Source organism: Granulicella aggregans (genome assembly GCF_014203275.1).
Classification (GTDB): Bacteria; Acidobacteriota; Terriglobia; order Terriglobales; family Acidobacteriaceae; genus Edaphobacter.
Genome location: NZ_JACHIP010000001.1, coordinates 528,976 through 543,940 on the forward strand (window position 1 = coordinate 528,976; position 14,965 = coordinate 543,940).

The 14,965-nt window shown below is 63.1% G+C and carries 11 protein-coding genes; 5 read left to right on the top strand and 6 right to left on the bottom strand.

Features of this window, described 5'->3' with window-relative positions:
* Nucleotides 1-11: 11 nt before the first annotated feature.
* Nucleotides 12-1,688, top strand: a complete 1,677-nt coding sequence (locus HDF16_RS02170) for a hypothetical protein (protein WP_184213517.1) — start codon at nt 12-14, stop codon at nt 1,686-1,688.
* A 163-nt stretch (nt 1,689-1,851) separates the two neighbouring features.
* Here HDF16_RS02170 and nadB read toward each other — a convergent pair whose 3' ends face one another.
* Nucleotides 1,852-3,408 carry an L-aspartate oxidase gene (nadB, locus tag HDF16_RS02175; protein ID WP_184213518.1) on the bottom strand — a complete coding sequence of 519 codons (1,557 nt, stop codon included), beginning with the start codon at nt 3,406-3,408 and terminating at the stop codon, nt 1,852-1,854.
* A gap of 68 nt (nt 3,409-3,476) precedes the next feature.
* Here nadB and aroB point away from each other — a divergent pair, with 68 nt between their 5' ends.
* Nucleotides 3,477-4,598 (top strand): 3-dehydroquinate synthase, encoded by a 1,122-nt coding sequence (gene aroB, locus HDF16_RS02180; RefSeq protein ID WP_348641219.1) that lies wholly within the window; start codon nt 3,477-3,479, stop codon nt 4,596-4,598.
* Nucleotides 4,595-5,365 carry a bifunctional demethylmenaquinone methyltransferase/2-methoxy-6-polyprenyl-1,4-benzoquinol methylase UbiE gene (ubiE, locus tag HDF16_RS02185; protein ID WP_184213520.1) on the top strand — a complete coding sequence of 257 codons (771 nt, stop codon included), beginning with the start codon at nt 4,595-4,597 and terminating at the stop codon, nt 5,363-5,365. Before aroB ends, ubiE begins: the two co-directional genes overlap by 4 nt.
* 67 nt (nt 5,366-5,432) lie before the next feature.
* Here ubiE and glgP read toward each other — a convergent pair whose 3' ends face one another.
* Nucleotides 5,433-7,970, bottom strand: coding sequence for an alpha-glucan family phosphorylase (gene glgP, locus HDF16_RS02190; protein ID WP_184213521.1), 2,538 nt, complete (start codon nt 7,968-7,970; stop codon nt 5,433-5,435).
* Between the two features lie 233 nt (nt 7,971-8,203).
* On the opposite strand from glgP, the gene HDF16_RS02195 reads away from it, so the two are divergent.
* Together HDF16_RS02195 and HDF16_RS02200 are read left to right on the top strand one after the other, a co-directional pair.
* Nucleotides 8,204-9,727, top strand: coding sequence for a cation diffusion facilitator family transporter (locus HDF16_RS02195; protein ID WP_184213522.1), 1,524 nt, complete (start codon nt 8,204-8,206; stop codon nt 9,725-9,727).
* 49 nt (nt 9,728-9,776) lie between these two features.
* The gene (locus HDF16_RS02200; protein WP_184213523.1) at nt 9,777-10,781 is read left to right on the top strand and encodes a PASTA domain-containing protein; all 1,005 of its coding nucleotides are present in this window, start codon (nt 9,777-9,779) and stop codon (nt 10,779-10,781) included.
* On the opposite strand, the gene HDF16_RS02205 is transcribed toward HDF16_RS02200, so the two are convergent.
* From HDF16_RS02205 to aroC, 4 genes are read right to left on the bottom strand one after another with little or no spacing between them, the layout of a single operon-like run.
* A complete protein-coding gene (locus HDF16_RS02205; RefSeq protein ID WP_184213524.1) occupies nt 10,778-12,133 on the bottom strand; it encodes a transcription antitermination factor NusB in 1,356 nt (451 codons plus the stop codon). The genes HDF16_RS02200 and HDF16_RS02205 overlap by 4 nt on opposite strands.
* On the bottom strand, nt 12,130-13,059 hold the full coding sequence (fmt, locus tag HDF16_RS02210; RefSeq protein ID WP_184213525.1) for a methionyl-tRNA formyltransferase: 930 nt from the start codon (nt 13,057-13,059) through the stop codon (nt 12,130-12,132). The genes HDF16_RS02205 and fmt overlap by 4 nt, the downstream gene beginning before the upstream one ends.
* 52 nt (nt 13,060-13,111) lie before the next feature.
* Nucleotides 13,112-13,639, bottom strand: a complete 528-nt coding sequence (gene def, locus HDF16_RS02215) for a peptide deformylase (protein WP_184214180.1) — start codon at nt 13,637-13,639, stop codon at nt 13,112-13,114.
* Between the two features lie 16 nt (nt 13,640-13,655).
* Nucleotides 13,656-14,831 carry a chorismate synthase gene (gene aroC, locus HDF16_RS02220; protein WP_184213526.1) on the bottom strand — a complete coding sequence of 392 codons (1,176 nt, stop codon included), beginning with the start codon at nt 14,829-14,831 and terminating at the stop codon, nt 13,656-13,658.
* Nucleotides 14,832-14,965: the final 134 nt, after the last annotated feature.

Genomic DNA, 14,965 nt, shown 5'->3' on the forward strand with positions numbered 1-14,965 from the left:
AGGGTGTGCCCTTGAACCCCATCTCGCGACGCACCTTCTTCGGGGCAGCGGCAGCCGCAGCCGCAACTCCCCTCGCATCCGCGACCACTATCAAAGCCGCGCCGCCATCCTTCTTCAACATTCTCCGCATCCCTGACTACGCCGCCGTCTACGCCGAATCGTCAACGAGCGCGACTCCCCTCACCCGAAACGCCGCGCTCTGGCAGGCGCCCGGCATCGAACTCCGCACCGAAGCCTCATCCCACGATTTGGCCATCTCCATTACCGCCCCTACCACTCTGCTTACCCGCATTCATCTCCGCTGGAACTTCAAAGTCGCCCCCGACCTTCTCTACCTAGGCGACGCATGGGAACGCAGCTACGGCGACCTCGCCTTCCGCACCATGGTCCCGGAACGAGTGCTCCCGTGGTACTTCGCCACGCACGATCCCGCTGCAAAGACGACCCACACCTATGGCGTCCGCACCGGCGCAAGCGCCTTCTGCTTCTGGCAGGTCGACCCATCCGGCGTCTCACTCTGGCTCGACGTAAGCAACGGCGGCTCCGGCGTTCTGCTCGGCCAGCGCAAACTCCACGCCGCCACCATCGTCTCCCGCTTCGGCATCCCCGGCGAACCCCCAACGGAGTCCATCGCCGCTCTCTGCCGCCAGATGTGTCCGAAGCCACGTCTGCCCAGCGGCCCGATCTACGGAACAAACGACTGGTACTACGCCTATGGCAAGAACACGGAAGCGGGCATCCTCCGCGACACCGCCCTGGTCGCAGATCTAGCGCCGCGCACAGGACCACGCCCCTTCTCCGTCATCGACGACGGCTGGCGCAGCAATCCGGCCTTCCCCGACATGGCGAAGCTCGCCGAAAAGATCCGCTCCCACAACGTCCGCCCCGGCATCTGGATCAGGCCCACCATCGCCCCCGCAGCCGCCAACTCCAGACTGCTACTGCCACAGAAACACTTCCATTCCCCAGGCGACGAGCTCGCCTACGACATCACCATCCCCGAAGCGCACGCGAAGGCCATCGCCATCATGAAAGAAGTCGTCGACTGGAAGTACGAACTGGTCAAGCACGACTTCTCCACCTACGATCTCCTCGGCCAGTGGGGCTCCCAGATGGGCCCATCACCCACCATCCCGGGCTGGCACTTCAACGATCGCACCCGCACCAACGCCGAGATCCTCCTCGACTACTACAAGGCCCTTCGCACCGCCGCAGGCGACCACACCATCCTGCTAGGTTGCAACACCGTCGGCCACCTCTCCGCGGGCATCTTCGAGATGCAGCGCACCGGCGACGACACCAGCGGCAAAGACTGGGAGCGCACCCGCCGCATGGGCATCAACACCCTCGCCTACCGTGTCGCCCAGGACCGCACCTTCTTCTCCGTCGACGCGGACTGCGTCGGCATCACCAACGACATCCCGTGGCAGCTCAACAAGCAATGGATGGATCTTCTCGCCCGCAGTGGCACCGGTCTCTTCATCTCACCCAGCCCCAACGCCATCGGCAACGAACAACGCAATGCCATCGCGGAAGCCTTCGCCATCGCCGCCGCTGGAACCTCTCAAGCCCAGCCCGCCAACGTCATCGACTCAACCACGCCCCAAACATGGAAGTCTGTCCAGGACGGCTCTATGCGCTCCTACAAGTGGTCGCCGACCGAAGGCACCTTCCCCTATTCCGTCTAGTTTCTGGATTCGAGCACACTCAGGAGCCGTCATCCTGAGCGAAGCGAAGGACCCGCCACACTGCTCGCCAGCCACCACTTTTAGACCCTTTCAGCCACGAATCCCATGTGCCCCATTCATCGCAGCACCATCGCGATGAGTGGGATCTCGCCACCCGATCTTTCTACGCCACAAACGACAACTTCCCCTTCTCCATAACAGAATGCAGCCCCACAGCATCCCTCTGCGGAAAGTCGTTCCGATAATGCGCCCCCCGGCTCTCTTCGCGTCCCAGCGCCGAAGCCACAATCACAAACGCCACCGTGAATAAACTCCGAGCCTCCACCGCCCGTCGCGAGTACCCTCGAGGAATCCCTCGCACCAGCGCATCGAGTCGCGTCTCCGCCCGCTTCAAGCCTTCGGCTTCGCGCAGCAGACCGGCATCCTCCCACATAATCTTCCGCACGTCAGAAATCCAGGCCTCCACCTTCGCAGTGTCCAGCTCAACCAACGGCTCAGCCAGCGCCACTTCTCCCTGATCCCTGATCCCCTCTTCCTGCATCATCGCCTCCGCCGCCAAAGCCCCAAACACCAGCCCCTCCAACAGAGAGTTGCTAGCCAGCCGATTCGCTCCATGCACTCCCGTGCAAGCCGCCTCACCCGCCGCAAATAAACCGGGCAACGATGTCCTTCCATCCACGTCGGTCTTGATCCCACCCATCAAATAATGCGCCGCAGGCCGCACCGGAATCAGGTCCTTCGCAAGCTCCAGACCATAGCCCTCAAGGAACTTCGAGATCCCCGGAAATCGCGCCTTCATGTCCCGCTTGATATGCCGCATGTCGAGATACACCGGCCCATCCAGTGCCTCGCGCGTGATCGCCCTTGCCACGACATCGCGCGGCGCAAGCTCGAGCATCTCGTGATACTTGTGCATGAAGCAATCGCCCTTCGTATTGCGCAGCCATGCCCCTTCGCCACGCAGAGCTTCGCTCAACAAAAACCTCGGCGCGCCTTCCTTCGCAAACGCCGTCGGATGGAATTGATAGAACTCCATATCACTCAGCGCCGCCCCCGCACGGTACGCCATGGCGATACCATCACCCGTCGCCACCGCCGGATTCGTCGTATCGCTATAGACCTGCCCCGCTCCTCCGCTAGCAATCAACACAGCCCGCGCATACACGTTGTGCAGCTTGCCCTCGCGGTCGAGCAGCACCGCTCCCACCACCGTCTTCACGCCGTCGATCACCTCCGTGATCAGATCCACCGTCGTCGTGAACTCCATCAGCGTGATGCCCTTCGTCTCCCGCGCATGGCGCAGCAGCGAAACGGCAATCTCACGACCTGTAGCGTCGCCGTTCGCATGAAGAATCCGCGATCGGCTATGCGCTCCCTCACGCGTCCGCAGCAGTCCGCCACCTTCAGCAGCGCTCGCCCGATCGAACTCCGTCCCCCACGCCAGCAGCTCCTCGACACGCCTCGGACCCTGCTCTACAAGCACTGCCGCGGCCTCGCGATTCACCAGCCCATCGCCCGCATTCACCGTGTCTTCCAGGTGCTCGGCGACATCCCCGCCGCCGCCCATCGCCACCGCGATCCCACCCTGCGCATAAGCCGTATTCGACTCCGCCAGCTCTTCCTTGGTCACCACCAGCACCGTATCCACCGCCGCCAGCCGGACTGCCGCGCTAAGCCCCGCGATCCCGCCACCTATCACTAGAAACCCAACCTCTTCCATACCAAGATGCTACTCTGCTTCGAAGATGTGGGCCCCATCCAAGCCGCTGGGTTAAGATGGAAGATACTGTGCCGCAACAAACATCATGCTCGACCTCGGTATCACTCACAACACCCTCCGCCAGCTACGAGATCGTCATAGCCGCAGGCCTCCTCAACACTCTCGAAAAGCGCCTGTTGAAGTTGACCAACGGCAAGCTCCCGAAGGTCTTCATCGTCACCTCTCCCGAAATCTGGGGCCTCTGGTCGAAGACCGTCCTGTCGTCCTTCAAAGAGTCGCCGACCGTCCTCTTCCTTCCGCCCGGCGAGCGCCACAAGCGCATGGCCAGTGTGGAATCGCTCGCCCAGCAGCTAGCCGAATCCGGCGCCGACCGCGACTCGCTCCTGCTCGCCCTCGGCGGCGGCGTCATCGGTGACATCACAGGCTTCCTCGCCGCCATCTATATGCGCGGCATCCGTTACGTGCAGCTCCCAAGCACGCTGCTCGCCCAGGTCGACTCCGCGCTCGGCGGCAAGACCGGCGTCAATCTCCTCGCCGGCAAGAACCTCATCGGCAGCTTCCACCACCCGCTAGCCGTCCTCGCAGACACCAACACCCTGGCAACGTTGCCCCCTGCGGAGCTGCGGGCGGGACTGCAGGAGTCCATCAAGTCCGGCATCATCTACGACGCCAAGCTCTTTCGCTACATGGAGCAGAACTCCGAAGCCATCCTCTCCGGTGACCCCGCCGCTCTAACCCGCGTAGTCACCGCCTCCGTCCGCGTCAAAGCCGACGTAGTGAGCAAAGATGAGCGCGAGTCCGGCCTGCGCATGATCCTCAACTTCGGCCATACTCTCGGCCACGCCATCGAGGCCGCTACCGGCTACAAAAAGCTCCTGCACGGCGAAGCCGTAGGCTGGGGCTCGATCGCCGCCACCTACGTCTCGCTCCATCGCGGCACGGTCACGCAAAAAGAAGCCGACCGCATCATCGCCACCATCCTGATGTACGGCCCGCTCCCACGCTTCACTGCGAAGGCCGAAAAGCTAGTCGCCCTTACATCCAGCGACAAGAAGACCCGCAGCGGCAAACGCGCCTTCGTCCTCGCCAAGGGCATCGGCGCAACCGAGATCGCCTTCGATGTCACCGACGCTGAACTCCTCACCGCAGCCAACGAGATGCTCTCCCTGATGAAGTCCCAAACCACATGATTGCCGCAAAGCCCGAACATGAACTCTCCACCGGCGCCCGCCCCACCGGCACTTCGACCGATCAACTCGCTGCGCAATCAGTCCAGCAGATGTTCGACACCATCGCACCCAGCTACGACAAGCTGAACCACATCCTCTCCGTCGGCATCGACCGGTGGTGGTGGTGGCGTGCGGCCCGCAACTTCCGCAGTATCCTCGCCCGCCCCGAAGCCATCGTCCTCGATCTATGCTGCGGCACCGGCGACATGACCATGGCCCTCTACAAACACCGGCCCAAGTCAACACAAGACGCGCCTATTCTCGCGCTCGACTTCTCCCACCAGATGCTCTCGCGCGGCGCGCAGAAGTTCGCCCCCCACAACATCATCCCCATAGAAGCCGACGCTCTCCACCTTCCGCTCGCCGACAACTCCGTAGACCTCGTCACCGCCGCCTTCGGCTTCCGCAACCTCGCCAACTACGAAGAGGGCCTGGCCGAACTCCATCGCGTCCTCCGCCCCGGCGGCCAGATCGGCATCCTCGAGTGCAACCAGCCCGAAGGCCTCACTGGCGCGCTCTACTCCCTCTACTTCAGAAAAGTCCTGCCCCAATTAGGCGGCATGATCTCCGGCGACCGCAACGCCTACACCTACTTGCCCGAGTCCGTAGCCCGCTTTCCCCGCCCGCCGCGCATGAAACAACTGATCGCCGCAGCCGGCTTCAAAGACGCGCAATGGACCGGCTACACCTTCGGCACCGCCGGCCTCTACCGCGCCACCAAGCCCTAAGCCTCGCCTCACAACCGGGTGCCCCATCCATGGCTCGCCTTTGGCCATGGGTGGGTCCGCCACAAGTTCATCGCTGCCACAAAATCTCCCCCGCCTCCAACGGCACCGAAGCCCCCGCAAAATACGGCACGACCCGGGGAATATAGGCCTCTACCGGCAGATCCGCCGCCACCGATCCGGTAAACACCGTCGCCCCAACGCTTCCCGTTTCCTCACTCCGCGCCAGCAATACTGGCTGCACCGTTACCGCCCACCCCCGTGCTACATACACCTCCACCTTGAACGCATCCGAGCTCAACTCCCCGGCAAACACCTCGATCTTGAAGTCGTACCGAGTACCCACAGCCGTCATCTCAAAAGCCCCAAACCGCAGGCCCGCCCACTTCTTATCGATCTCACTCCGCCACGCCGCCATCCCCACCCCAATCGCCGAGCCATCCGCCGACCGCGACGCATAAGCCTTCGCCGCCGGAATGTAATGCTCCTCCGCATACTCGCGAATCGTCCTCGCTGCCGAGAACCGCTCCGTCATCTGCGCCATGCTCTCCCGCATCCGGGCCACCCACCGAGCAGGCGGCGCGATGCCCTCTCTCGCATAAAAGTCCGCCGCAACCTCCGTCTCCAGCGTCCGGTACATCGCGTCCGCCTCAATCGCGTCCTGCTCTGCGATCACCGCCGGATCCTGGGAGTGCTCCTTGCCATCGCCCAGCGCCCAACCAACTGCGGAGTCATACGCCTCCGCCCACCAGCCATCAAGCTCCGATAGATTCAACCCGCCGTTCACCAGGATCTTCATCCCGCTTGTGCCCGAAGCCTCCCACGGCCGTCTCGGCGTGTTGACCCACAGGTCGATCCCCTGAACCATCTCCTTGGCCACGCGCATGTCGTAGTCACTCAGAAACACGATCTTCGTCCGCGCGTCCTCGCGCTTCAGAAACTTGTTCCACTTCTCGATCAGCGCCTGCCCCGCCATGTCCGCCGGATGCGCCTTGCCCGCCAGCACAAGCTGCATCGGCCGCTCTGGATTCGTCAGCAGCCGCAGCAGGCGTTCCGGATCATGCAGCAGCAAGTCCGGCCGCTTGTACGTCGCGAATCTCCGAGCAAATCCGATCGTCAGCACGTCCTCGCGGAAGATGAACGCCGCCATAGCCGGATCTTCGCCGTCCAGCGCAAGCTGCCGGGCATACCGTTCCCGCAGCCATGCCACCAGCCCCTTGCGGCACTCCGTCCGCATCGACCACAGGGCCTCGTCGCTCATGCCGCGTACATCATCCGCACTGCACGGGGTCCCCAGCCATCTGCCCTGACCGCACGCTCCGCTCCACAACTTGTCCGCCGCCTCAGACTCCCACGTCGGCACATGCACTCCGTTCGTCACCGAGCCAATCGGCACCTCCTCCTTCGGCCAGCGCAGAAACAGCGGCCCAAAGATCTCCCGGCTCACCTCGCCATGCAGCTTGCTTACCGCGTTCACCTGGCCGCTCCCGTGCATCGCCAGGTACGCCATGTTGAACGGCTCCTTCGAGTTCGGCGGCTCCGGAGCCCCGGTGTCTGCCCTACCCATCTCCAGCAACTCGTTGATCGAGATCCCCAGCCGCGAAGCATACGTCGTCATATAGCGCCGAATCAGCTCCGGGTCGAAGCGATCGAACCCCGCCGCCACCGCCGTATGCGTCGTAAACAGGTTCCCCGCCCGCGTCACACTCAGCGCCACGTCAAACCCCACGCCGTGATCCTGCATATAACTCCGCGCCCGCTCCAGCACCGCAAACGCCGCATGACCCTCGTTCAGATGACACACCTCGGGCTGGATGCCAATCGCCCGCAGCAGCCGCCATCCACCAATCCCCAACACCAGCTCCTGCTTTAGCCGCATCTCCGCGTCGCCGCCGTACAACTGGCTAGTAACGCAGCGGTGCTCAGGAGCATTCGCAAAGTCGTTGCTGTCCAGCAGGTACAGCTTCCCCCGACCCACCGAGACCTCCCAGCAGCGCAGCCAGATCGTCACCCCTGGAATCGGCACCTTCAGCCTCAGCCACTCGCCATTCGCTCGCCGCAGTGGCCGAATCGGCAACTGCCCCGGATCGTTCACCGGGTACAGCGCCCGCTGCCGCCCCGCGCTGTCGAACTGCTGACGAAAGTATCCCTGCCCATATAGCAGGCCTACTCCTACTACGGGAACACCAAGGTCGCTGGCCGCCTTCATCTGGTCGCCTGCGACATTGCCCAGGCCGCCTGAATAAATGGGCAGAGCCTCACTCAACATGAACTCCATGCTGAAGTACGCTACCGCCTTCAACCCCGAATCTTTATGCGTCTTCTGAAACCAGGCATCTCCCGCATACGCTGCCCGGGTGCCCGCCAGCACCTCGGCCAGCCGCCCCGAGAACTCCGGCTCGCCAAGAGCCGCCGTAATCGTCTCCTTCGAAACCGTCTGCAGGATCACCCATGGATCTTGCGTCGTCTCCCACAACTCCGCGTCCAACCGCTCCCAAAGCTCGTCCGACGCCCGACTCCACGACCAGTGCAGGTTCAGCGCCAAGTCCTTTAGATCCCCAAATCCCTTGCGTTCCAAATCCCCGTTCACGCCTTCGTTCGTCTTCACACACCCTCACAATCGCTACAGTTGGAACCCAAAACCCGTCATCTCGACCGGAGCCGCGCGGGCCCATCGCGCGGCGTAGTGGATTTAGCCTTTGTACTTCGCGCGACTCTATGGCCTCACCTTGTCTCTCGCCTCGCACATGACCGATACTACGGCCGATTCGGTCCGGTAAATAACAATACAGACCGGACGCCGACTTCTGCCCGGAACTTTTGACCCTGTAACATCGAGCTATGGAAGTGGCTGCGCCGGACAAACTCGCGCCGAAGCCCCCGGCAACTTCGCCGGACTCCGAACGCGCGTCCCACAAGCGCTCCGCCGCCCTGGCCTCGGTCATCGCCGCCCTCGGCATCACCATCCTCAAGCTCGTCACCGGCCTGCTAACCGGCTCGCTCGGCATGTTGTCCGAAGCCGCCCACTCCGGCATCGACTGCGTCGCCGCCGCGCTCACCCTCTTCTCCGTCCAGGTCTCCGACCGCCCCGCCGACGCCGACCACAACTACGGCCACGGCAAGGTCGAAAGCCTCTCCGCCTTCGTCGAGACCGGCCTCATGCTCGCCTCCTGCCTCTGGATCATCGCCGAGGCCCTCCGCCGCATCATCGCCCGCGAGCATCTCGCCGTAACCCTCTCCATCTGGCCCTTCCTGGTCCTCATCCTCTCCATCGCGGTCGACTTCACCCGCTCCCGCAACCTACGCAAGGTCGCCCGCCAGTACGGCAGCGAGGCCCTCGAAGCTGACGCGCTCCACTTCGGCACCGATATCTGGTCCTCCTTTGCCGTCCTGCTAGGCCTCGCCGCAACCGCAGCCGGTGAGCACTATCACCTCCCCTGGCTCGAGTTCGCCGACCCCATCGCCGCCCTCGTCGTCTCCGTCATCATCGCCAAGGTCTGCTGGCACCTGGCGACGCAAACCGTCGATGCCCTGCTCGACGCCACCCCCGCCGATGCCAGCGGACAGACCCGCCGCGAGGTCCGCGACGGACTCATCCGCGACCTCGCCGCCATCGACGGCGTCCTCACCGTCGACCGTGTCCGCACCCGCCGCTCCGGCTCCAGCTACTTCGCCGACCTCACTCTTGGCATGCCCCGCAACCTCACCTTCCAGCGGTCGGAGCAGATCACCATGGCCGCGACCGAAGCCGTCCAGCGCGTCCTTCCCGGTGCTGACGTCGTCGTTCACTCCGTCCCCACCGCCTCGCTCGCAGAGAGCGTCCACGATCGCATCCGCGCGGTCGCCGCCCGTGCCAATCTGAACATCCACGACGTCAGCGTACAGCAATACGACGGCGCACTCCGCGTCGAACAGCACCTCGAAGTCGACGAGACCATGACCCTCTCCGCCGCCCACGCCCTCGTCACCCAACTGGAAGCCGAGATGCGCAAGGAGATCCCAGCGATCGCCACCATCCTCACCCACATCGAAAGCGAGCCCGCCACCATCGAGCGGCCCGCCTCGCTCGACCGCGACCGCCTGCTCGAGAACCGCCTCCGCAACGTCGCCACCGAGTTCCCCGAGATCCTCGACGTTCACGACGTGATCGTCACCCGCCTAAGCGATAACTCGAGCCATGCTGACTCAGCGAGCCCCCATCCCGGCCGCCTTCAGGTCACCTGCCACTGCACCCTCCCGGACGACCTCCCTATGTCCCGTGTCCACACCATCATCACCGCGCTCGAAAACGCCTTCAAACTCGACTCCCCTGAGGTCAGCCGCCTCCTGATCCACCCCGAACCCGCCACCGACAACCAGCGTTGACACTGCCTCGCGCAGTCACAATCTGTGCCCCATATCTCGACTCTGAGATGTGAGAATCCAAACCGGTCCCACAATCACCGCTTCACGATCTTCCCTCCACCGCCTCACCCGGCACGATATCCTGATCCCGACCATGCGTCGCTTCTTCAACATCGCTCTCGGCGCTCTCGCCATGATTGCCGTCGCCATGATCTCGGCCTTCATCACCATGCGCCTCGCCATCCACGGTCGCGAGGTAGAGGTTCCCAGCGTCTCAGGCCTCACCGTGGACGAAGCCCGTGCGCTCGCCGAAGGCCTAGGCCTCAACATGGACCTCGAGAGCCAGTTCTACTCGACCACGATTCCCTCCGGCCACATCCTCTCGCAGTCCCCCACGCCCGGCACCAAGGTCCGCCGCGATTGGGTTCTGCGCGTTGCCGAGAGCATCGGCCCACAAAAGGTCTCCATCCCCAACGTAGTCGGCCAGACCGAACGCGAGGCCTCCGTCACCATCCGCCGCCTCTCCCTCAACCTCGGCACCATCGCCTACGTCCCATCGCCCGGCCCTCCCGGAATCGTCGTCTCGCAATCCCCCACGCCCGACGCCGCCGGCGTGGACGGCCCCCGCATCAGCCTGCTAGTCAGCGAGGCAATCCCCACTCCTAAACCCCGCGTAGCCACCTTCGACGACGCCCCCGGCACAACCAGCTCCACCCAGCCTGCCTCCAGCGACGCTGACGCCAGCTCCTCGGCTTTGGCCGCATTAGAGCCCAACGCCGACGCCTACGTGATGCCCGACCTCATCGGCCTCACCCTCACCGCAGCCTCGGCCCGCGTCTCTTCCATGGGCCTCAAGATCTACAGCATGAATGTCGTCCAGGGCAAGGTAAAATCCGTCGCACCTATTGGCGGCTTTTCACCTGCGGCTCCCACTCTGAACGGTCAGCCAGCCCCCATCCGCCCGATCGCGCCGATAGCTCCTATCACGCCCATCGACACCGTGATCGCGCAAAAGCCCGCCGCCGGTGCCCGCGTCACCGTCAACGACAAGATCCAAGTCACCCTAAGCCATTAGATGGCTCCAGAACGCTCCACCACCACTGCATAGAACCCATCGCACCCATGCACCCCAGGCAGAGTCCTCAAAGCCCCATCCCGCACCACCGACCCTAATTCTCCCGAAACCACACCCGAATCAAGCAATGAACTTACCAACCCCTCCACCGCCACCCGCCTAAATCCGCTATCAGCGAGCACCGCCTCCACTACGCGCTCGTTCTCCTCCGGCTCCAGCGAGCAAGTCGAATACACCAGCCGCCCACCCTCAGCCAGCCGCGACAAGGCCCCCTTCAGAATCAGCTTCTGCCGGTCGGATTGTCTTAGAAACTCCTCAGGCTTGAGCCGATGCCGAATCTCCGGATTCTCGGCCAGCGTCCCCGTCCCGCTGCAAGGCACATCGCACAGGATCAGATCGAACTTCTCGTCATTCTTCAGCACAGGAACCGCCGCATCGAGCACGAAGCACTTCACCTTCTCCGCCACGCTCGATCGCTTCATCCGGCTCTGCATCTGCGCCGTCCGCTTGGTGCTCACGTCGGTCGCAAAGATCTCCGCCTCTGGCTCCCGCAGCGCCAGAATCAGCGTCTTCCCTCCCGGAGCAGCGCAGCAGTCCCAAACCCGCTTCGCCCCCGGCACAGCCGCCGCCGCAAGCTCCGCCACAAGCCGCGACCCATCATCCATCAGCGGAATCTCGCCGCCAACCTGCGCAAACATCGATCCCGCCGGATGCTCCAACTGATCCGCCTCGCAGATCTTCAACGCCGCCTCACGCCCATACGCCGCGACCCACCGGTCCACCAGCCACTTCGGATGCCCGAGACGCTCCGCAAACGCAGCCGTCGATTCAAATATCCGGGCACTCGGCTTCTGTGCAGAAGCCACCTTACGCAGGATCGCATTCACCATTCCTGTCGCATGCGGCTCACCCGCCGCGCGGCAAAGCTCGACACTCTCGCTCAAAGCCGCATGGGCCGGAATCCTATCCATGTGCAGCAACTGAAACGCGCCCATGCGCAGCGCCAGAGCCACCGGCTCCGCCAGCTTCTGATCGGGACGCTGAAGCAGCGTCTTGATCCGAGCATCGAGCGCAATCTGCCACCGAAGCACGCCCATCACCAGCGCGGTCGCAAGGTTCCTATCCTCGCCCGACAACCCATCCGTCAGCGCCGAGTGCAGCAGCTCATCGCTATGTCCCTTGTTCTGTCCCACCAGGGTCAAAATCTCGAACGCCGCCCGCCGCGCCGGCGTTACCTTAGCCAGCGCCTCCTCAGCCGAAAGCGTAGGCCCAGCACTAGCCGGTCTTCCCCTCACCGGCGGTTTTGGCTTCCCCACTCCCTTATCCCTAATCCCTTTTACCTGTTCTTTCATCCCAGCCGCTCGCCACTCTTCACCTGGTATCCGCGCAGAAACTCCGCCGCCGCCATCCGTTTCTTGCCTTCCATCTGCACCTCGACCAGCTCCAGCGCCGAGCCTTCGCCGCATCCAACCATCAACCGATCACCATCCACAAGCAGCTCCCCCGCCGCAGTACCGCCGCCTTCAAAGACCTTCATCTTATGCACAATCAATTTCTTTCCCCGCAAAGTCGTATGCGCTCCCGGCCACGGCTGAAATCCACGCCACCGATCGTAACTCTGCCTCGCCGTCCGCGAGAAATCGATCAGTCCATCCTCGCGCGTCAATATCGGTGCAAGCGTCGCCAACGAGTGGTCCTGCTCCACCGGCGTCACGCTGCCATCCTCCAACCCCGCCAGCGTCTCGACCATCAACTCCGCCCCGATCGCCGCCAGCGAGACAAACAAGTCTTCCGAAGTCTCTTCCTCAGCCACCGGCACCGTCCGCGCCAGCAGCATCGGCCCGGTATCGAGCCCCGCCTCCAGCACCATCGTCGTCACGCCCGTCACCAACTCGCCGTTCGCCACCGCCCACTGAATCGGGGCGGCACCTCTGTACTTCGGCAACAAAGACCCATGCAGATTGATGTTCCCGAACCGCGGCAGTTCCAGCATCCACTGCGGAATGATCCGGCCATAGGCCACGACAAGAATCGCGTCCGGAGCAATCGATTCCAGCCGCTCTCGAAGCTCCAAATTGTTCTTAATCTTGTCCGGCTGAGTCACCGCGATCCCGAGCGCAAGCGCCGTCTGCTTGACCGGCGAAAGATGCACCTCCAGCCCACGCCCTGCCGCGCGATCCGGCTGCGTCACCACCAGCGCAACCTCGTGGCCGGCGGCGATCACCGCCTCCAGCACCGGTACCGCGAACGCCGGCGTCCCACAAAATACGAGCTTCAAGGTCTCACCGCTCTCTCTACACCCTGAACCCTACACCCTAAACCTTGCCCCACTACCACTCGCCATTCTTCTGCATCTTCTTGATCTTCCGCAGTACCAACTCGCGCTTCAACCGACTCAGATGGTCGATAAACAAGACCCCATTCAAATGGTCGATCTCATGCTGCATACACCGCCCCAGCAGCTCCGTCCCTTCAATCTCGAAGGTCTTCCCATCCGCATCCTGAGCTCTTACTTTCACCCACTCGGCGCGACTCACCTTCTCGCGAATATCGGGCAGGCTCAGGCATCCCTCTTCTTCAAGCTGCTTGCCCGTGCGATCGACGATCTCCGGATTGATCAACACGATCTTGTCCTTCGGGTTCTTCTTGAAGCTGACGTCGATCACGGTAATCCGCTTCGAGATATTGATCTGCGGTGCAGCCAGCCCAATCCCTTGCGCGATGTACATCGACTCGAACATCTCGTTGACCAGTGTCTTCAACGCAGCGTCGAAGACCGTCACCTCTTCGCCGCGCTTCGCCAGCACGGGGTCGGGATACTTCACCACCTCATGAATCTTCACCGGATTCTTCGCCATCTTCTTCGTCGTCACTTTAGAAATTCCGTATCTGTTCGCAATACCCGTCGTAGTTCCGCTTCAACTCCCGCAGCGAATCCCCACCAAACTTATCAATCACCAGCCGAGCAATCGTCAGCGCAACCATCGCCTCCGCCGCCACTCCCGCCGCCGGCACCACACAAACATCGCTGCGTTCATACGCCGCCTTGGTCGCCTCGCGCGTCTCGAAGCTCACCGAAGCCAGCGGCCGCCGCAGCGTCGAGATCGGCTTCAGATATCCACGCACCACAACATCCTCGCCATTCGAGATCCCACCTTCGATCCCGCCAGCATTGTTCTTCTCCCGCGAGAACTTGGTGAACGCCTCATCCGCCCCCTCATACGCAATCGCATCATGCACGGTCGACCCCATCGACTCCGCCGCCGTCACTCCGCGGCCAAGCTCCACAGCCTTCACCGCCTGCAGACTCATCACCGCCTGCGCCAGCAACCCATCCATACGCTCGTCCCAATTGACGTGCGTTCCGACACCGGGAGCCAGCCCATGCACAACAACCTCAAACACGCCGCCAACCGTATCGCCCGTCCGCAGCGCGACATCCACCTCGGCCTTCATCCGAGCTTCAGCCTCGGCGTCAACGCAGTTCAAGAAGACCTCTTCCTTCGCATTTGCCGCCGCAATCTCCGCCCACGAAGCATCGCGGCCTAACTCCGCCTTACCCACGCGGATCACATGCGACCCAACCTCAATCCCCAGCGATTTCAGCAAGAGTTTCGCCAGCGCCCCGCAGGCGACCCGGGCCGCGCTCTCCCGAGCCGAAGCCCGCTCCAGCACATACCGCGCATCCTTGAAGTCGTACTTCAGAGCCCCCGCAAGGTCCGCGTGTCCCGGCCTCGGCGAAGCCACGGCCTTATGCTTCTCCGCGTCGCCCGTCTCGACCGGCAGAATCTCCGTCCAGTTCTTCCAGTCGTTATTGGCAAGCGTCATCGCCACCGGCGACCCGATCGTCTTGCCATGCCGTACGCCGCTCAAAATGTGCGCCGAGTCCCGCTCGATCCGCATCCTTCCGCCGCGCCCATACCCCTGCTGCCGCCGCCAAAGCTCGCGGTCCACAAACTCCTGCGCCACCGGAATCCCAGCCGGCAGCCCACTCACCAACGCCACCAGGCTCTCCCCGTGGCTCTCTCCCGCAGTCGAAAAACGAAGCATCAATCTCTCTTATCCCGCCCGCCAGCCGTGCCGGCAAGCCAACCCCAAACTTCAATTGTAACGATAATTTCTGCACACGAAGTCGTTTGCTCGCAGGCAAGATTCCTTTTGCTTCCAGGTAAGCCAAGGCTTTA

Excerpts from the sequence above, each read along its gene's own strand:
- nadB (WP_184213518.1), bottom strand. The coding sequence starts at position 3,408 with ATGGAAGAGGTTGGGTTTCTAGTGATAGGTGGCGGGATCGCGGGGCTT.
- ubiE (WP_184213520.1), top strand. The coding sequence starts at position 4,595 with ATGATTGCCGCAAAGCCCGAACATGAACTCTCCACCGGCGCCCGCCCC.
- HDF16_RS02195 (WP_184213522.1), top strand. The coding sequence starts at position 8,204 with ATGGAAGTGGCTGCGCCGGACAAACTCGCGCCGAAGCCCCCGGCAACT.
- HDF16_RS02205 (WP_184213524.1), bottom strand. The coding sequence starts at position 12,133 with ATGAAAGAACAGGTAAAAGGGATTAGGGATAAGGGAGTGGGGAAGCCA.
- def (WP_184214180.1), bottom strand. The coding sequence starts at position 13,639 with ATGGCGAAGAATCCGGTGAAGATTCATGAGGTGGTGAAGTATCCCGAC.
- aroC (WP_184213526.1), bottom strand. The coding sequence starts at position 14,831 with ATGCTTCGTTTTTCGACTGCGGGAGAGAGCCACGGGGAGAGCCTGGTG.